Raw genomic sequence first — 16,884 nt, 5'->3', positions numbered from 1 at the left:
ACCCCGCCATGACCGGACCTCTGGACGGCGTCCTCGTCGTCGACCTGACCCGCGCCCTCGCCGGTCCGCACGCCGCGATGATGCTCGGCGACCTCGGCGCCCGGGTGATCAAGGTGGAGAGCCCCGGCAGCGGGGACGACACCCGCGGCTGGGGGCCGCCGTTCGTGCAGCCCGACTCCGGTGAGCGGGAGTCGACGTACTTCCTGTCCACGAACCGGAACAAGGAGTCGATCACCCTCGACCTCAAGGACGCGGCCGACACGGCGGTGCTCACCGAGCTGCTGCGGCGGGCCGACGTGCTGCTGGAGAACTTCCGGCCCGGCACGCTCGACCGGCTCGGCTTCGGCACCGACGTGCTGGCCGGGCTCAACCCGCGGCTGGTCACGCTGGCGATCAGCGGGTTCGGCCACGACGGCCCCGAGGGCGGCCGGGCCGGCTACGACCAGATCGCCCAGGGCGAGGGTGGGCTGATGTCGCTCACCGGCTCCGGGCCCGACGACCCCCAGCGGGTGGGGGTGCCGATCGGCGACCTCCTGGCCGGCATGTACGGCGCCTACGGGGTGCTCGCCGCGCTCATGGAGCGGGAGCGGACCGGCCGCGGCCAGGTGGTGCGCACCTCGCTGCTCGCCGCGATCGTCGGGGTGCACGCCTTCCAGGGGACGGCGTGGACGGTGGCCGGCAAGGTCGGCGCCGCTCAGGGCAACCACCACCCCTCGATCGCGCCCTACGGGCTGTTCCACTGCAAGGGCGGCAGCGTGCAGGTGGCCTGCGCGAACGACTCGCTGTGGCGGAAGCTCTGCGCCGAGTTCGGCTTCGACCCCGAGGCGCCCGGGATGGAGACCAACGGCGACCGCGTGGAGCACCGCCAGGAGGTGATCGCGCTGCTCGAGGCCGCGTTCGCCGACATCCCCGCCGAGGAGCTGCTCGCCCGGCTCGGGAAGGTGGGCATCCCGTCGGGCAAGGTCCGCTCGATCGACGAGGTCTACGGCTGGGACCAGGCGCTCTCCCAGGGGCTGCTGGTCGACGTCGACCACGCCACCCTCGGGCGGGTGCAGCTGCCCGGCCCGCCGCTCCGGTTCTTCTCGGCCGGGCCGGACGGCGAGACCGAGACGACCCGGCGCGAGCACACCGCTCCCCCGGTGCTGGGCGCCGACGGCGACACGATCCGGGCCTGGCTGGGCGGGTCCGAGCCGTGACCGCGCGGGTGGACGCCCGGACGCTGCGCGACCTTGTCCTGGACCCGGCGTCGTGGCAGTCGTGGGACTCGCCCATCCCGCCGCGCGACGTCGCACCGGAGTACGCCGCCGAGCTGGCCCGCGCGGCGGAGCGCAGCCGGCAGGACGAGTCGGTCATCACCGGCGAGGGGCGGCTGCGCGGCCGCCGGGTCGCCGTCGTCGCCGGTGAGTTCGGCTTCCTGGCCGGGTCCATCGGGGTGGCGGCGGCCGAGCGGCTGATCGGCGCCGTGGAGCGGGCCACCGACGAGGGGCTGCCGCTGCTGGCCGCGCCGGTGTCCGGCGGCACCCGGATGCAGGAGGGCACCGTCGCCTTCCTGCAGATGATCGGCATCACCGCGGCCATCGCCCGGCACAAGGAGGCGGGCCTGCCCTACCTGGTGTACCTGCGGCACCCCACCTTCGGCGGGGTGCTCGCCTCCTGGGGGTCGCTCGGGCACGTGACCATCGCGGAGCCGGGCGCCGCCATCGGCTTCCTCGGCCCGCGGGTGTTCGAGGCGCTGTACGGCGAGCCGTTCCCCGAGGACGTCCAGACGGCGGAGAACCTCGCCGAGCACGGCCTGCTCGACGCCGTCGTCCCGCACGAGGAGATCGCGGAGGTCGCCGACCGGGCGCTGCGGGTGCTCGCCGCCCGGCAGACCTGGCACCTCGACGTCGCCGGCGCCGAGCGGCCCACGGCCGAGGACGGCAGCGACGCCGACGACCCGGAGGACGGGCGCAGCGCCTGGGACGTGGTCACCGCGTCGCGGCGGGAGGACCGGCCCGGCGTCCGGCGGCTGCTGCGGACGGCGGCGACCGACGTGGTCGGGCTGTCCGGCACCGGCGCCGGCGAGAAGGACCCGGGGCTGCTGCTCGCGCTGGCCCGGTTCGGGGGCGCGCCGTGCGTCGTGCTGGGCCAGGACCGGCGCGGCCAGTCGATGTCGGCGCAGCTGGGCCCGGCGGCGCTGCGCGAGGCCCGGCGCGGCATGCGGCTGGCCGAGGAGCTGCGGCTGCCGCTGGTGACGCTGATCGACACCCCCGGGGCGGCGCTGTCCCGGGAGGCCGAGGAGGGCGGCCTGGCCGGGGAGATCGCCCGCTGCCTGCACGACCTCGTCGTCCTCAGGGCGCCGACGCTCTCGGTGCTGCTGGGGCAGGGCACCGGCGGCGGCGCGCTCGCGCTGGTCCCGGCCGACCGGGTGCTCGCGGCGGCCAACGGCTGGCTGGGCCCGCTCCCGCCGGAGGGCGCCTCGGCGATCGTGCACCGCACCGTCGACCGGGCCGGTGAGATGGCCGCCGCGCAGGGCGTGCGGGGCACCGACCTGTGGCGCGCCGGGATCGTCGACCGGGTGGTGCCCGAGCGCCCGGACGCCGCCGACGAGCCGGTCGAGTTCTGCCGCAGGCTGGGCCGGGTGCTCGGCGAGGAGCTGGCCGGGCTGCTCGGCCGGGACGACACCGAGCGCTTCCGCACCCGGCTGCACCGCTACCGGCACCTCGGCCGCTGACGCCCGTCGCCCCTGATGATCAGGTGACCTGATCGTCAAGGGTCCTGGCTCACCGTCGACGGTGAGCCAGGACCACGCACGGTGAGCCAGGATGCGTTCGTGGCGAGTCAACCGGTGCGCAGGTTCCGGCCCGACCCCGGTGCCCCACCGCCGGCGCCCGACGTCTGGCCCGCGACCGTGCCGGCGATCGCGCAGATCCTCCGGGAAGGTCTCGCGCTGGGGCCGGGCGCCACCGTGCTGGTCGGTGAGAACGGCTCCGGCAAGTCGACCGTGCTCGAGGTGCTCGCCGCCGCGCTGGGGATCAACGCCGAGGGCGGCTCGCGGAACACCCGGCTGGTCACCCGGCGGAGCGAACCCGGATCGCTGGACCTCATCGTCGAGCGCCCTCCCGGCGCCGATCGCTGGGCCTACTTCCTCCGCGACGAGACCCTGCACGGGCTGTACAGCTACCTGGAGTCCACCGGCGGTCCCGACCCGCTCTTCCACGAGATGTCCCACGGCGAGGGCCTGCTCGCCATCGTGGGCAGCCGCATGTCCTCCGGGGGTCTCTACCTGCTGGACGAGCCGGACGCGGCGTTGTCGTTCACCGGCACCCTCTCGCTGGTCGTGCAGCTGGCCGGGCTGGTCGACCGCGGCGCGCAGGTGCTGATCGCCACCCACTCCCCGCTCCTCGCGGCCCTCCCCGGAGCACGCATCCTCGAGGTCGGCTCCTGGGGTCTGCGCGAGGCCGAGTGGTCGGAGCTGGAGCTGGTCGCGAGCTGGCGGCAGTTCCTGGTCGATCCGCGGTCCTTCCTGCGACACCTGTCCTGACCGCCTCCGGTCTCCCGGGTGCTGGGACCATGGCGTGCGTGAACCCCACCGACGGGAGCGCCGTGGCCGACGACCGCCCGGGGCCGGGCGACCCCGTCGTCCGCCCGGCTCCGCACCGGTGGTTCTGGTACGCCCTCGGCGGCGGGCTACCGACCCGGCACCGCGGCTGGGTGCTGCACGACACGACGACCGGCACCTGGTGGGCCCGGCACGTCGTCCGCACGCTGGTCCAGCTGGCCGTGCCGATCGCGCTCGTCGTGATCTTCCTGCCCGCCCCGCTGGGGCTGCGACTGGCGGTCGCCGGCGGCGGGATCTTCCTCGGGATGATCTTCTCGCTGGCCTACATGCCCGAGACGACGGAGAACCGGGTGGTGAAGGCGGGCTACCCGGCGGGGACGGCGACCGCGGTCCGCGACCAGGCGGGCCTGGGCCGCCAGCAGCGGGAGAGCGAGCGCAAGCGGGCCGCCGCCGCCCGGCGCGCCGCCCGCTACCGGCAGCGCACCGGGCGCTGAGCGGCGCCGCTCAGCCGCCGACGTAGGCGGCGAGGTGCTCCCCGGTGAGGGTCGAGCGGGCGGCGACCAGGTCGGCCGGCGTCCCCTCGAAGACGATCCGCCCGCCGTCGTGGCCGGCGCCGGGGCCCAGGTCGATGATCCGGTCGGCGTGCGCCATGACCGCCTGGTGGTGCTCGATCACGATGACCGACTTCCCGGAGTCGACCAGCCGATCGAGCAGGCCGAGCAGGTTCTCGACGTCGGCCAGGTGCAGGCCGGTGGTCGGCTCGTCGAGGACGTAGACATCCCCCTTGTCGGCCATCTGGGTGGCCAGCTTCAGCCGCTGCCGCTCGCCGCCGGAGAGCGTGGTGAGCGGTTGGCCGAGGCTGATGTAGCCGAGCCCGACGTCGGCGAGCCGCTCCAGGACCTTGTGCGCCGCGGGCGTGCGCGCCTCGCCGGCACCGAAGAACTCCTCGGCCTCGGTCACCGACATCGCCAGGACCTCGGCGATGTTCCGGCCACCCAGGGTGTACTCGAGCACGGCGGCCTGGAAGCGCCTGCCCTCGCACTCCTCGCAGGGTGATTCGACGGTGGCCATGACGCCGAGCTCGGTGTAGATGACGCCGGCGCCGTTGCAGGTCGGGCAGGCGCCCTCGGAGTTCGAGCTGAACAGCGCCGGCTTGACCCCGTTGGCCTTCGCGAAGGCCTTCCGGATCGGCTCGAGCAGGCCGGTGTAGGTCGCGGGGTTGCTCCGTCGCGACCCGCGGATCGCGCCCTGGTCGACCATGACCACGCCGTCGCGGCCGGCGACCGAGCCGTGGATCAGCGAGCTCTTCCCCGAGCCGGCCACGCCGGTGAGGACGACGAGCACCCCGAGCGGGATGTCGACGTCGACGTCGCGCAGGTTGTGGGTGCTCGCGCCGCGGATCTCCAGCGCACCGGACGGTGTGCGCACCGAGTCCTTCAGCTTGGCCCGGTCGTCGAGATGCCGTCCGGTCACCGTGTCGGCGGCCCGCAGCTCCTCGACGGTGCCCTCGAACACCACCTTCCCACCGCCGGTGCCGGCGCCGGGACCGAGGTCGACGACGTGGTCGGCGATGGCGATCGTCTCGGGCTTGTGCTCGACGACGAGCACCGTGTTCCCCTTGTCCCGCAGCTGCAGGAGCAGGTCGTTCATCCGCTCGATGTCGTGCGGGTGCAGGCCGATGGTGGGCTCGTCGAACACGTAGGTGACGTCGGTGAGCGAGGACCCGAGGTGGCGGATCATCTTGGTGCGCTGCGCCTCGCCACCCGACAGCGTGCCCGCCGGCCGGTCGAGGGAGAGGTAGCCCAGCCCGATCTCGGTGAAGGAGTCGAGGAGGTGCCGCAGACCGGTGAGGAGCGGGGCCACCGAGGCGTCGTCGAGTTCGCGGACCCAGCCGGCGAGGTCGCTGATCTGCATCTGGCAGAGGTCGGCGATGTTCCTGCCCTCGATCGTCGACGACCGGGCCTCCGGGGTCAGGCGCGTCCCGTCGCACGCCGGGCAGGTCTGGAAGGTGATCACCCGCTCGACGAAGCGCCGGATGTGCGGCTGCAGCGCGTCGACGTCCTTGGCAAGCATGGACTTCTGGATCTTCGGGATGACGCCCTCGTAGGTGAGGTTGATGCCCTCGACCCTGATCTTGGTCGGCTCCTTGTACAGGAGGTCGTGCAGCTCCTTCTTGGTGTACCGCTTGATCGGCTTGTCCATGTCGAAGCCCGCGCCGGCGAAGATCCGCCCGTACCAGCCGTCCATGCTGTAGCCGGGGACGGTCAGCGCGCCCTCGGCCAGTGACTTGCCCTCGTCGTACAGCGCCGTGAGGTCGAAGTCGGAGACCGAGCCCATGCCCTCGCAGCGCGGGCACATGCCGCCCAGGTAGACGGCGTCCTTCACCACGGCCTTCTCGACCCGGCCGCCGGACTTCTCCGTGCTCATCACCCCGCTCGCCCTGCGGGTCGGGACGTTGAACGAGAACGCCGTGGGCGGCCCGATGTGGGGCGTGCCGAGCCGGCTGAACAGGATCCGCAGCATCGCGTTGGCGTCCGTGGCCGTGCCCACGGTGGACCGGGGGTTGGCGCCCATGCGCTCCTGGTCGACGAGGATCGCCGTCGTCAGCCCCTCGAGCAGGTCGACCTCCGGCCGGGACAGGGCCGGCATGAACCCCTGCACGAAGGCGCTGTAGGTCTCGTTGATCAGCCGCTGCGACTCGGCGGCGATCGTGTCGAAGACCAGCGAGCTCTTCCCCGAGCCGGACACCCCGGTGAAGACCGTCAGCCGCCGCTTCGGGATCTCGACGCTGACGTCCCTGAGGTTGTTCACCCGCGCTCCGAGCACGCGGATCAGGTCGTGCGTGTCGGCGGGGTGCAGCCCGGGCGGCCGCTCCCCGGTGCTCGGAACCGTGCTCATGGCATCTCCTGTCTCGGGCGGGCCGACGGTGCGCGTTCTACCGTATCGCTGAACGGCCCGTTGAACGTTCCTTCTCCGGATGCAAGGGGGCAGGGCGATGGACCCTCAAAGGGAGGTACAGGTGGCCGGTACGCCGTTGCGCCCGGTGCACCTCGCTCGGGAGCACGGGATCTCGACGCAGGCGGTGCGCAACTACGAGCGCGACGGCTTCCTCCCGCCGGCCGAGCGCACTCCCAGCGGCTACCGCAGCTACTCGGCCGCGCACGCCTCCGCGCTGCGCGCCTACCTCGCGCTGGTCGCCGCGCACGGCCACGCGACCGGCGGGCAGGTCATGCGGGCGGTCAACGCCGGCGACCTGGACGCTGCGCTGCGCGAGATCGACCGCAGCCACGCCCAGCTGCTGCGCGACCGGGAGACCCTCGACGCCGTCTCGGCCGCCGCCGGCGCGCTCGTGCAGCCGCCCGCCTCGGCACGCCGGGACGGCGCCGTCGCGATCGGCGCACTGGCGCACCGGCTGGGGGTCTCGCCGGCGACCCTGCGGACGTGGGAGCGGATCGGCATCCTGGCGCCCGGCCGCGACCCGCGCACCGGCCAGCGCCGGTTCACCGCCGACGACGTCCGCGACGCCTCCCTCGCCCACCTGCTCCGGCGCGGCGGGCACCCGCTCGAGCACATCGCCACGGTGCTGCACCAGGTGCGCACGGCCGGCGGCACCGAGGCGCTCGCCGGGTCGCTGGAGGCCTGGCGGCAGCGGCTCACCGGCCGCGGGCGGGCGATGCTCGCCGCGGCCGGTGCGCTGGCCGAGCACCTCCGGGTGCGCGACGGCGGGTGAGACCGGAGCGCGTCAGGCCAGCTGCTGGATGCGGATCATGTTGCCCGCCGGGTCGCGGACGGCGCAGTCGCGGAGGCCGTAGGGCTGGTCGGTGGGCTCCTGGACGATGTCGGCGCCGCTGCGCTCCAGCGTGGCGAACGTGGCGTCGAGGTCCTTGCTGGCGAGGTTGACGCCGAAGAAGCTGCCCTTGGCCATGAGCTCCTGGATCGTGCGCTTGTCGTCGTCGGTGAGCCCCGGGGATGCGGTCGGCGGGTGCAGGACGATGGCGGTGTCCGGCTGACCGGGAGGGCCGACGGTGATCCAGCGCATCCCCTCGTAGCCGACGTCGAGGCGGACCTCGAAGCTGAGGACGTCCCGGTAGAAGGCCAGCGAGGCCTCCGGGTCGGTGTGCGGCAGGAAGCTGGAGTGGATGGTGATGTCCATGCCGGTCACGCTAGGGACGGCGCCCGGGGAGGTGCTTCTCGATTCCTGACCGATGACGGAGCCTGACCGGTCTGGTCACCTGCTTGGCCACGCACGCCGGCATCCCCGCCGTCGCCTGGCCCTCCTGCCGCCGGTAGACGCTGGGCGGCATGCCGACCAGCTCGGTGAAGCGGGTGCTGAACGTGCCCAGCGAGGAGCAGCCGACCGCGAAGCAGACCTCGGTGACGGTGAGGTCGCCGCGGCGCAGCAGCGCCATCGCCCGCTCGATCCGCCGGGTCATGAGGTAGGCGTACGGGGACTCCCCGAAGGCCGCCCGGAACTCGCGGCTGAGGTGACCGGCGGACATGTGCGCGCCGCGGGCGAGGCCCTCGACGTCCAGCGGCTGGGCGTACTCGCGGTCGATCCGGTCACGGACCCGGCGCAGCCGGGCGAGGTCGCGCAGCCGCTGGTCGGTGGCGGCTGCGCTGGTCACGACCGCGATCGTGCCAAGCCCCGCGCGGCTGGTCGAGCGGGTCCGCCGCGGTTCACCCCAGCTGGAGGCGGTCGGCCAGCCCGGCGGCGGTGAAGGCGGCCACGAGGTCGTCGCGGCTCTCGGTGAAGTGCGCCCAGCTGTCGCAGTGGGCGGGGACGACGCGGCGGGCGCCGAGCAGCTCCGCGGCCTCGGCCGCCCGGGCGCCGTCGACGGTGAGCAGCGCGCCGTCGAACAACGCCGTGCGGGCGGCCCCGGCGAACAGCACCGCGGTGTCGACCGGGCCGACGCGGGCGGCGATCTCCCGGACCACGTCCAGCGACGCGTTGTCGCCGCTGACGTGCACCGTCGGCAGGCCGGCGCCGGTGAGGAGGAAGCCGATCACCTCACCGGTGACCGGCTCGCAGCCCTCGGGGCCGTGCTGCGCCGGGGTCGCCGTCACGGTCACGGTGCCGCCGTCGGGGCGCGGCAGCTCGACGGTCTTCCAGGGGGTGAGGCCGCGGGCGGTACCGCCCAGCCGGCCGGCGCCGCTGCCGGTGGTGAGGACGAGCGGGACGTCGGCGAGCATCGCCCGGCCCGAGGTGTCCAGGTTGTCGGGGTGCTGGTCGTGGGAGAGCAGCACCGCGTCCACCGGGCCGACGTCGGCGGGCCCGACCGGGGAGGGGGCGGTCTTGGTCAGCACGCGCCCGGGCCCGATGGGGTAGTCGCCGGGGCCGTCGAAGGTCGGGTCGGTGAGCAGCCGGAGGCCGCCGTACTCGATGAGCGTGGTCGGTCCGCCGAACACCCGGACGGAGACCTCATCGCTGGCGGCAGGGTCACTGGCGGTGGCGTCGGGCATGGGGCACCTCGCGGATCCGTCGGGGGACGTGCGTGCCGCGACCGTAGTGCGCCGGGACCACGGCTCCGCGGTCACCCGCACGGGGAGGGGGTGGCCGGACACTCGCCTCCGCACGTGGACGACGGTCGATGCATGGCGCATCATTGGCAGTCGCCGGGCGGGAGTGCCAGCCCGGCACCCACCTCCGCTCGACCAGGGAGAGCCACGTCGTGCCCACGTACCAGTACGCCTGCACCAACCCCGAGGGCAAGCACCAGTTCGAGGTCGTGCAGTCCTTCACCGACGCGGCGGTGAGCGAGTGCCCGGAGTGCGGCGCCCCGGTGCGCAAGGTCTACGGGTCGGTGGGCGTGGTCTTCAAGGGCTCGGGCTTCTACCGCACCGACAGCCGGAAGAGCAGCTCGGCCTCGGAGAGCGCCGGCAGCTCGTCGGCCGACAAGTCGTCGGACAAGGCTCCGGCTCCGGCGAAGGAGAGCTCGTCGGGCTCTTCCTCCAGCACCCCGGCGGCGTCCTCCTCCGGCAGCGCGGCCAAGGCCGCCAACTAGCGCTCGCGCGGCCGGGCGCCGTCCACAGGGACGGCGCCCGTCCACAGCACCGGGTAGCCGGCCCACCCGGCCTCCCCGCACCGGCACGGTGGGCGCATGCCCCGCCTGCGCCGGCCCCGGTTCCCGCTGCTCGCCGCCCGGCGGGCGGTCGCCGCCGCACTGGCCGTAATGGCCCTGGTGCTCGCGATGCGGCCCGGGACGGCGCCGGCCGGACGCCCGCCGCCGGGCTCCCCGGTCGTGGTGGCCGCCGTCCCCCTCCCGGCCGGTACCGCGCTGGGCGCCGACCACCTGCGCGTGGTCCGGCTCCCGGCGGCGGCGGTGCCCGACGGCGTGGCGGGCACCCCGGACGTGCTGCTGCGCCGGGTCCTCGCCGGCCCGGTCCGGGCGGGGGAACCGCTGACCGACGCCCGGCTGGTCGGCCCCGGGCTCACCGACCAGCTGCCGGCCGGCCAGGTCGCGGCGCCCGTGCGGCTGGCCGACCTCGCGGTCGCCGCCCTCGTGCGCACCGGGGACCGGGTCGACGTCCTGGCGGCCGGCGCCGAGGGGAGCACCGCCGAGCGGGTCGCCTCGGCCGCGCTGGTCCTCGCGGCACCGGGAGCGGACGGCGGCGACGCCCCGGGCGCCGGGTTGCTGCTGCTCGCCGTCGACCCGGAGACGGCGGCCCGGCTCGCGACGGCGGCCGCCACCGCGACGCTGACGGTCAGCCTGCCGCCACCCCCGGGCTGAGGAACCGGCTCGGGTGTGGCTGGATGGTCGGCGTGCTGAACGGTTTCAAGGACTTCCTGTTCCGCGGCAACGTCGTCGACCTCGCGGTGGCCGTCGTCATCGGCTCGGCGTTCACCGCCGTGGTCACCTCGTTCGCCGACTCGTTCCTGCGGCCCCTCATCGGGTTGCTCGGCGGCGGTGGCGAGCTGGGCGGCGTGCTGGAGGTGGACGATCAGCAGTTCACCTGGGGGGCGTTCCTCAGCACCGTCATCACCTTCGTGCTGACCGCGACGGTCGTCTACTTCCTGGTCGTGCTGCCGATCCACCGGCTGTTCGAGCGCCGGGCCCGCGGCGAGGAGGCGGGCCCCGTCGGCCCCACCGAGCTGGAGCTCCTCACCGAGATCCGCGACCTGCTGCGCGCCCAGCAGGGGCTGGACCCGGAGGGCCCGGCCACCCCGCCGGCGCGCTGAGCTCCGCGCTCAGTCGCTCCCCCAGTGCGGCGGGCGGTCCTCGAGGTAGCGCCGGTCGTCGTCGGAGACGTCGGAGGGCCGCTCCCCCCAGCCGACGTCGCTGTCGTCCGGTGCCCGCTCGCGCGGCGCGGCGGGCGGGGCGGGCGCGGCCGGCGGCTGCCCCAGCCCGTCGAGGACCTGCGCGCCGGGCAGCGCCGCGAGCGCCGTGCCCGGCACCGCCAGCTTGCTGCCGCGGATCCCCGAGCCCACGACGACCAGGTCGGCCGCGGCGACGGCGGCGTCGACCAGCAGCGGCCACGACCCGGGCAGGCCGACCGGGGTGATCCCGCCGAAGGCCATGCCGCTCTCGGCGACGGCGACGTCCTGCGGCGCGAACGAGGTCTTGCGGGCCCCGAGGTGCCGGCGCACCAGCCCGTTGACGTCGGCGCGGGTGGTGGCCAGCACGACGCACGCGGCCAGCGTGGTCTCCCCCGCCCGCCGGGCCGCGACGACCACGCAGTTGGCCGACGCCGCGAGCGGCACCGCGTAGGCGTCGGAGAAGGCGGTGGTGTCGGCGAGGTCGGCGTCGATCTCGGCGACCCAGGCGGCGGCGGTCAGTGCGGGCAGCGCGGCCGCGACCGGCGCGGCCAGCAGGTCGGGCCGCTCGGCGGCGGGCAGCCAGCGCAGCGAGCCCAGCGTGGGGGCGGTCATCGGGCGGGTCCGGAGCAGGCGGGCACGGACCGATCCTGGGCCACGCGCCCCCGGGCCCGCAGCCGGGGGCCGGATCGCTGCGACCGGTGGCCGGGCTCCCGCTGTCCTCCGCCGTCCCCGGAAGCCAGGATGGGCCCATGATCGGTCAGCTGCACTCCGTCGTCATCGACGCCCCTGACGCCCACGCGCTCGCCACCTTCTACGCGGACCTGCTCGGCATGGAGGTGAAGGGCGAGCCCGGCGACGACTGGGTGGTGGTGACCGGCGCGGGGTACCGGATCGCCTTCCAGCAGGCACCGGACCTGCAGCCGCCGGACTGGCCGGACCCGGCGCGGCCGCAGCAGTTCCACCTCGACATCCGGGTCGCCGACATCGGCGAGGCCGAGCCGAAGGCGCTGGCCCTGGGCGCCCGGCCGCTGCCCGGGGGCGGCGGCGACTTCCGGGTCTACGCCGACCCGGTCGGCCACCCCTTCTGCCTGGTGTGGGACGCGTGAGCGACCTCCCCCCGGTGGCGCGGGCCGCGGCCGGCCCGTTCGTCGCCGCGACCGGCTTCGACCCGGTGGAGGCCAGCGGCACCCGGGTGACCGGCCGGGCCGAGCTCGGGCCCGACCAGCACACCCCGTGGGGCGTGGTCCACGGCGGCGTCTACTGCGCGATCATCGAGTCCGCGGCGAGCATCGGGGCCAGCGCGGCGGTGCGCGAGCGCGGCCAGTTCGCCGTCGGCGTCAACAACAACACCGACTTCCTGCGCAGCGTCACCGCCGGGCGGGTGGACGTCGTCGCCGAGCCGATCCAGCAGGGCCGCACCCAGCAGCTGTGGCAGGTCAGCCTGACGCGGGAGGACGGCAAGCTCGTCGCCCGCGGCCAGGTGCGACTGCAGAACGTGCCGCTGCCCGGGGCGTGAGCGCCGCCCGGATCGGCATGGCCGTGGCGGCCGCGCGGGCGGTCGCGGCCGCCCACGGGCTGGCCACCGAGCCGCACCTGCTGCAGGACGGCATCAACGTCGTCCTGCACCTGCGGCCGGCACCGGTGGTCGCCCGCGTGCTGACGCTGACCCGGGAGCTCCGCCCGGACGCCGAGCGGCACGCCGCCCGGGAGGTCGCCCTGGCCGGCGCGCTGGCCGCGGCGGGGGCCGCCGTCGTCCCGCCGAGCGCGGTCCTGCCGCCGGGGCCGCACCGGCACCAGGGCGTGGTGCTGTCGTTCTGGACGCACGTCGAGGTGCTCCCGGAGGCTCCCGGCCCGGCCGAGGTCGCCGCCGCCCTCGCCGACCTGCACGGCGTCCTCGGCGCCATGCCGGTCGGCGGGCGGCCGCTGGCCACCCCGCTGGACGACCTGGCCTCGTTCCTCCGCCGGGGCGCGGGGTGGGGCGTGCCGGAACGGCAGCTCGCCGCCGTGGCCGGGCACCTGGAGCGGCTGCTCCCCCGGCTCGCCGGCCCCGCGCAGGTGCTGCACGGCGACGCCCATCCGGGCAACCTGCTGGCCACCCCCGGCGGCTGGTGCTGGACCGACCTCGAGGACACCTGCAGCGGCCCGCGCGAGTGGGATCTCGCCTGCCTGCGCGCCACCTCCCGGCTGGACGGCCGGGCCGCCCTGGATGCCCTCGGCGCCCCGGACGACGCGGAGCTGGCCCCGTGGCTGGAGCTCCGCCGGCTGCACGCCGCGGCCTGGACCCGGGTCGCCGCCCTCGGGCACCCCGCCCTGCGGTCCGCCGCCGACGCGCGGCTGGCCGAGGTCAGCGGGGAGCCAGCACCGCCGGGTCGAGGATGACCTGGAACAGCGCCCGCGGATCCTGCAGCGTCGCCGGCGGGCGGACCGCCGAGCGCGGCACCACCCGGTCCCAGCGGGCCGGACGGCGGTGCGGCAGCAGCTCCCGGCCCTGGAAGAGGTAGTCCCCCACCACCTCGCCGAGGAGCAGCCCGGCGCCGTGCTCGATGGGCAGCGCGACCGGGTCACCGGGCGCCATCTCGTCGAGGAAGGCCGAGAGCTGGCGCAGGTCCTTGGCCGGGCGGCGGCCGGAGATCTCCTTGGCCAGCGCCCGGAGCTCGGCGGGCTCCATCCCGGTGGCGTCGACGTCGATGCCCGACTGGGTACCCAGGCCGACCACGCCCGCCGCCAGGCACGCGCCGAGCTCGGTGTGCGCCCGCGGCCGCACCACCCAGACGCGCGCGCCCGCAGGCTCCGGCGCGGGCGGCACGTCGTCGGCGCCGGGCCACACGTAGGGCAGGTCGTCGGGTTCGGGGCCGAACAGCTCGGTGAACCGGCCCCGGTAGAACTCCGGGTCCTTGGCGAGCAGGTTGGACCGGTGGGAGAGGTGCAGCGCCTCGTTGCCGACCCACGACGGCAGCAGCCCGGCGGCGGCGAGCTCCGCCTGCGGCACGCCCACGACGTCGGGGGCGAACTCCCCGATCAGCGTCTCGGTCGAGTCGGCGAACCCGCGCTCGCGCCAGACCCGCACCATCGCCAGCCCGTAGCCGACCAGCGCCGCCGTCCGGCCGCGCCACATCGCGACCGCGGGGTGGCTGGCCCAGCCGTAGTCGGGCAGCTCGATCGCCCGCAGGATCTGCAGCGTCTCGACCCGCTGCTTGCCCAGCCGCGGGGAGTCCAGCAGCCGCGCGCTCTCCTCGAAGTCGGCCACCGGCACGAAGGTCTGCATCGCGGCGGTTCCTGCCCGGTCCGGGGCGGGGTCAACCCCCCAGCGCGCGCAGCGCCGTCTCCCAGCGGTCCCGTCGTTCCGCGTCCGACTGCTCCCACCAGGCGGTGCCGCGCTCCCCCAGCCCGGTCTTGGCCAGCTGCACCCGGGCACGGGCGGCGGCCACCGCGGCGTCGTCCGGCGCGCTCCGCACCGCCGAGCGCGCGACGCCGAGGTGGTGCAGCAACCGGGCGCGGACGTCGTCCGGGAGCGCGGGGTCCGCGGTGCGCCAGCGCCGGCCGTCGACGACGACGTACCGCCCGTCGGGGGTGCGCTCCGGAGTCATCCCGCGAAGCGGGCCGCGAGCGCCGGGAGGACGTCGCCCAGCGGCGCGTCGACCCGGACGTCGGCCTTCGCGTCTCCGCGGGTGGGCCCCACGGTGACGATCGCGACCGGGACGCCGAGCTTGGCCGCCCGCAGCACGAACCGGTAGCCGCTCATGACGGTCAGCGAGGAGCCCAGCACCAGCAGGCTGCCGGCGTCCTCGACGAGGGAGAAGCAGTGGTCGACGCGGTCGCGGGGCACCGTCTCCCCGAAGAACACGACGTCGGGCTTGAGCGGCCCGGCGCCGCAGGCCAGGCAGCCCACCATCACGAACCCGTCGAGCACCTCGTCGGGCAGCTCGGCGTCCCCGTCGGGGTTGATCTCGTCCACGTGCGGGCCGAAGTGCGGGTTCGCCGCCCGCAGCCGCTCGTCCAGCGCCGCTCGGTCGGCGTAGTCCCCGCAGCCGAGGCAGACGGTGCGGTCCAGGCCGCCGTGCAGCTCGACGACGTCGCGGGCCCCGCCGGCCTGGTGCAGCCCGTCGACGTTCTGCGTGATCAGCCCGGCGAGCAGCCCGGCGTCCTGCAGCGCGGCGACGGCGCGGTGCCCGTCGTTGGGCCGCGCGGCGCGCATCTGCCGCCACCCGACGAAGCTGCGGGCCCAGTAGCGGTGCCGGCCACGGGGGTCGCGGGTGAAGGTCTGGTAGGTCATGGGGGTGTGCCGGCGCAGGGCGCCGGTGGCCCCGCGGTAGTCCGGGATGCCCGAATCGGTGGACAGGCCGGCCCCGGAGAGGACCAGCACGTCGCCGTCGGCGACCAGATCGGCCAGCGCGTCGAGCGCGGCTGCCGTCCCCGGGACGGCGGGTAGTGCGAGGGTCACCCGCCCATGGTCCCTGCCGGACGGCGGTCGCGCCGCCGGGCCGGCGGGTCAGCCGGCCGCGAGCCGCTCGTCGAGGCGGGTGAGCAGCGCGTCCTGGATGCGGGCCAGGCCCTTCGGGGCGAAGGTGCGCTCGAAGAAGCCGCCGATCCCGGTGGCGCCGGTCCAGGTGGTGCGGGCACGCACCGTGCTCACCCCCGCGTCGGCGCCGGAGACGGTCCAGGTGGTGACCATGCTGGAGTTGGTGTCGGTCTCCACGAGCGCCCCGTCCGGGGTCTCGGTGACGACGACGTCCTGCTCGCGCACCCGCTTGGAGGTGGCCTGCAGCCGCCAGTGCACCCGCGTGCCGGCGCCCTGCCCGCCGGCGTCCACCCGGTACTCGCTGTACTGCTCGGGCAGTACCTGCGGCCGGGTGACGGCGTAGTCGGCGAGCGCGGCGCGGACGACGTCCGCCGGTGCGCGAAGGACCCGTTCGGTGGTGGCGACGACCTGACCCATGCCGCCCATCCTGCCTCCCGCCGCGCCGGCTACGCCTGCCCCTCCTCGGTGTTGAGGTAGGAGCAGCGGAACCGGGCGCCGGCCATCGCCTCGGTGAAGCGGGCCTCCCACATCGGGTCCTGCGCGGGAAAGCTGTCGAACACCCGCTCCTCGAGCACTTCCGGATGCCCGTCCGGCCCCGGGCAGACGCGACGCAGCAGCACCCGCGTGACGCCGTCGACCTCGTCGTGCGCCGCGCTCCAGCGGGCGGCGGCCACCGCCCGCTCCCGCCACGCGCGTTCGCGCGCGGGCAGCAGCCGGCCGGCAGCGATCCGTGGCTGCGGCACCGAGACCGTCCAGACGACGACCCCGGCCAGCAGCAGGAGCAGCAGCACAGCCGCCAGGACGCCGACCATGCCCTGCACGGTAACCCCGCGGGCGGCCGGAGGGCCGGGCCGCGGCCTGGTCAGACCTGGGCCGGAGCGGCCGTGAGGTCGTGCGCGCCGCAGGTGCAGCCGGGGGTGCGGGCCTTGAGCACCAGGGAGACCGCGTGCGCCCGGTCGCGGGCGCCGAGCTTGCGCAGGATCGCCTTGACGTGGGACTTCACGGTGTCCTCGGAGATGAAGAGGTTCTCGCCGATCTTCCGGTTCGACTGGCCGAGGACCAGCTCGTCGAGGACGTCGGACTCGCGCCGGGTCAGCGGCACCTCCGGCGTGAGCTCGCGGACCACCGGAACGGTGCCCCCCTCGACGCGGCGGATCTGCGGGTCGACGACGGTGCGGCCGGCGCGGGCGGCGAGCACGGCCCAGCCGAGCAGCGTGGCCGAGGTGTTCATGAGCAGGTAGCCGCGGATGCCGGCGGCCAGCGCCTCGTTGACCACGGCCGGGTCGTCCGAGGTGGCCACGGCGACGATCGAGATGCGCGGGAACCGGCGGCGCAGGTCGCGGCAGGCGTTCAGCGTCTCGCTGCGGCCGGAGCCGAGCTCGACCACCACGGCGTCGGGGCGCGCCGACTCGGCCAGGGTCACGGCCCGCCGCGGCTCGCCGGGCGCGCCGACGGCCTGCATGCCGGCCGTCTCGCCGATCATGCCGGCCAGACCGCGCCGCAGCACCGGGGCGTCGGCGAGGACGAGGACTCGGGTGACGCCTGCCATGGCGATGGACACGCTGGTAG

At 75.5% G+C, this 16,884-nt stretch carries 22 protein-coding genes; 11 read left to right on the top strand and 11 right to left on the bottom strand.

The genetic code is table 11. The annotated features are described in order from the left end of the window. Positions 1-8: 8 nt before the first annotated feature. The 4 genes from BD833_RS15640 to BD833_RS15625 all read left to right on the top strand — a co-directional run bounded on the left by BD833_RS15640 (position 9) and on the right by BD833_RS15625 (position 4,035). Positions 9-1,196 (top strand): CaiB/BaiF CoA transferase family protein, encoded by a 1,188-nt coding sequence (locus tag BD833_RS15640; protein WP_166534072.1) that lies wholly within the window; start codon positions 9-11, stop codon positions 1,194-1,196. Next, entirely contained in the window at positions 1,193-2,713 is a 1,521-nt protein-coding gene (locus BD833_RS15635) for a carboxyl transferase domain-containing protein (protein ID WP_166534071.1), read from the top strand. Before BD833_RS15640 ends, BD833_RS15635 begins: the two co-directional genes overlap by 4 nt. Before the next feature lie 99 nt (positions 2,714-2,812). Then, positions 2,813-3,523, top strand: a complete 711-nt coding sequence (locus BD833_RS15630) for an AAA family ATPase (RefSeq protein ID WP_208092702.1) — start codon at positions 2,813-2,815, stop codon at positions 3,521-3,523. Between the two features lie 38 nt (positions 3,524-3,561). Then, the gene (locus BD833_RS15625) at positions 3,562-4,035 is read left to right on the top strand and encodes a DUF5313 family protein (RefSeq protein WP_243737700.1); all 474 of its coding nucleotides are present in this window, start codon (positions 3,562-3,564) and stop codon (positions 4,033-4,035) included. A gap of 10 nt (positions 4,036-4,045) precedes the next feature. Here the strand turns inward: BD833_RS15625 and BD833_RS15620 are convergent, their stop codons facing one another. Then, the gene (locus tag BD833_RS15620; protein ID WP_166534069.1) at positions 4,046-6,439 is read right to left on the bottom strand and encodes an ATP-binding cassette domain-containing protein; all 2,394 of its coding nucleotides are present in this window, start codon (positions 6,437-6,439) and stop codon (positions 4,046-4,048) included. Positions 6,440-6,560: 121 nt separating this feature from the next. On the opposite strand from BD833_RS15620, the gene BD833_RS15615 reads away from it, so the two are divergent. Further along, positions 6,561-7,271, top strand: a complete 711-nt coding sequence (locus BD833_RS15615) for a MerR family transcriptional regulator (RefSeq protein ID WP_243737699.1) — start codon at positions 6,561-6,563, stop codon at positions 7,269-7,271. Positions 7,272-7,283: 12 nt separating this feature from the next. Here the strand turns inward: BD833_RS15615 and BD833_RS15610 are convergent, their stop codons facing one another. Genes BD833_RS15610 through BD833_RS15600 form a run of 3 tightly spaced genes read right to left on the bottom strand, consistent with a single transcriptional unit; the run spans position 7,284 to position 9,001 of the window. After that, a complete protein-coding gene (locus BD833_RS15610) occupies positions 7,284-7,694 on the bottom strand; it encodes a VOC family protein (protein WP_166534067.1) in 411 nt (136 codons plus the stop codon). A 10-nt stretch (positions 7,695-7,704) separates the two neighbouring features. Beyond that, the gene (locus BD833_RS15605; protein ID WP_166534066.1) at positions 7,705-8,166 is read right to left on the bottom strand and encodes a helix-turn-helix transcriptional regulator; all 462 of its coding nucleotides are present in this window, start codon (positions 8,164-8,166) and stop codon (positions 7,705-7,707) included. Positions 8,167-8,218: 52 nt separating this feature from the next. Next, positions 8,219-9,001, bottom strand: coding sequence for an MBL fold metallo-hydrolase (locus BD833_RS15600; protein ID WP_166534065.1), 783 nt, complete (start codon positions 8,999-9,001; stop codon positions 8,219-8,221). 209 nt (positions 9,002-9,210) lie between these two features. Between BD833_RS15600 and BD833_RS15595 the strand changes: the two genes are divergently transcribed. The 3 genes from BD833_RS15595 (at position 9,211) to mscL (ending at position 10,718) form a co-directional block, all read left to right on the top strand. Further along, positions 9,211-9,543: an FmdB family zinc ribbon protein gene (locus BD833_RS15595; protein ID WP_166534064.1), complete on the top strand. Its 333-nt coding sequence runs from the start codon at positions 9,211-9,213 to the stop codon at positions 9,541-9,543. Positions 9,544-9,639: 96 nt separating this feature from the next. Continuing rightward, entirely contained in the window at positions 9,640-10,269 is a 630-nt protein-coding gene (gene cpaB, locus BD833_RS15590; protein WP_166534063.1) for a Flp pilus assembly protein CpaB, read from the top strand. 23 nt (positions 10,270-10,292) lie between these two features. Beyond that, positions 10,293-10,718, top strand: a complete 426-nt coding sequence (gene mscL / locus BD833_RS15585) for a large conductance mechanosensitive channel protein MscL (protein WP_208092700.1) — start codon at positions 10,293-10,295, stop codon at positions 10,716-10,718. Positions 10,719-10,727: 9 nt separating this feature from the next. Here mscL and BD833_RS15580 read toward each other — a convergent pair whose 3' ends face one another. Continuing rightward, positions 10,728-11,408, bottom strand: coding sequence for a YbaK/EbsC family protein (locus BD833_RS15580; protein ID WP_166534062.1), 681 nt, complete (start codon positions 11,406-11,408; stop codon positions 10,728-10,730). Between the two features lie 137 nt (positions 11,409-11,545). On the opposite strand from BD833_RS15580, the gene BD833_RS15575 reads away from it, so the two are divergent. The 3 genes from BD833_RS15575 to BD833_RS15565 are packed head-to-tail and all read left to right on the top strand — an operon-like array spanning position 11,546 to position 13,175. Further along, the gene (locus BD833_RS15575; RefSeq protein ID WP_166534061.1) at positions 11,546-11,902 is read left to right on the top strand and encodes a VOC family protein; all 357 of its coding nucleotides are present in this window, start codon (positions 11,546-11,548) and stop codon (positions 11,900-11,902) included. Continuing rightward, on the top strand, positions 11,899-12,312 hold the full coding sequence (locus BD833_RS15570; RefSeq protein WP_208092699.1) for a PaaI family thioesterase: 414 nt from the start codon (positions 11,899-11,901) through the stop codon (positions 12,310-12,312). The genes BD833_RS15575 and BD833_RS15570 overlap by 4 nt, the downstream gene beginning before the upstream one ends. After that, the gene (locus tag BD833_RS15565) at positions 12,309-13,175 is read left to right on the top strand and encodes a phosphotransferase family protein (protein WP_243737698.1); all 867 of its coding nucleotides are present in this window, start codon (positions 12,309-12,311) and stop codon (positions 13,173-13,175) included. Before BD833_RS15570 ends, BD833_RS15565 begins: the two co-directional genes overlap by 4 nt. Here the strand turns inward: BD833_RS15565 and BD833_RS15560 are convergent. Genes BD833_RS15560 through BD833_RS15535 form a run of 6 tightly spaced genes read right to left on the bottom strand, consistent with a single transcriptional unit; the run spans position 13,141 to position 16,876 of the window. After that, positions 13,141-14,061: an MSMEG_6728 family protein gene (locus tag BD833_RS15560; protein WP_166534060.1), complete on the bottom strand. Its 921-nt coding sequence runs from the start codon at positions 14,059-14,061 to the stop codon at positions 13,141-13,143. The genes BD833_RS15565 and BD833_RS15560 overlap by 35 nt on opposite strands. Before the next feature lie 31 nt (positions 14,062-14,092). Further along, the gene (locus BD833_RS15555; RefSeq protein WP_166534059.1) at positions 14,093-14,383 is read right to left on the bottom strand and encodes a biopolymer transporter Tol; all 291 of its coding nucleotides are present in this window, start codon (positions 14,381-14,383) and stop codon (positions 14,093-14,095) included. Then, the gene (locus tag BD833_RS15550; RefSeq protein ID WP_166534058.1) at positions 14,380-15,237 is read right to left on the bottom strand and encodes an NAD-dependent protein deacetylase; all 858 of its coding nucleotides are present in this window, start codon (positions 15,235-15,237) and stop codon (positions 14,380-14,382) included. The genes BD833_RS15555 and BD833_RS15550 overlap by 4 nt, the downstream gene beginning before the upstream one ends. A gap of 48 nt (positions 15,238-15,285) precedes the next feature. Continuing rightward, positions 15,286-15,732, bottom strand: a complete 447-nt coding sequence (locus BD833_RS15545; protein WP_166534057.1) for an SRPBCC family protein — start codon at positions 15,730-15,732, stop codon at positions 15,286-15,288. Positions 15,733-15,761: 29 nt separating this feature from the next. Then, entirely contained in the window at positions 15,762-16,127 is a 366-nt protein-coding gene (locus tag BD833_RS15540; protein WP_166534056.1) for a hypothetical protein, read from the bottom strand. A 50-nt stretch (positions 16,128-16,177) separates the two neighbouring features. After that, the gene (locus BD833_RS15535) at positions 16,178-16,876 is read right to left on the bottom strand and encodes a response regulator transcription factor (protein ID WP_243737697.1); all 699 of its coding nucleotides are present in this window, start codon (positions 16,874-16,876) and stop codon (positions 16,178-16,180) included. Positions 16,877-16,884 lie beyond the last annotated feature (8 nt).

Source organism: Blastococcus xanthinilyticus (assembly GCF_008124835.1).
GTDB classification, from domain to species: Bacteria; Actinomycetota; Actinomycetes; order Mycobacteriales; family Geodermatophilaceae; genus Blastococcus; species Blastococcus xanthinilyticus.
This window is presented reverse-complemented; position numbering and strand designations above follow the sequence as displayed.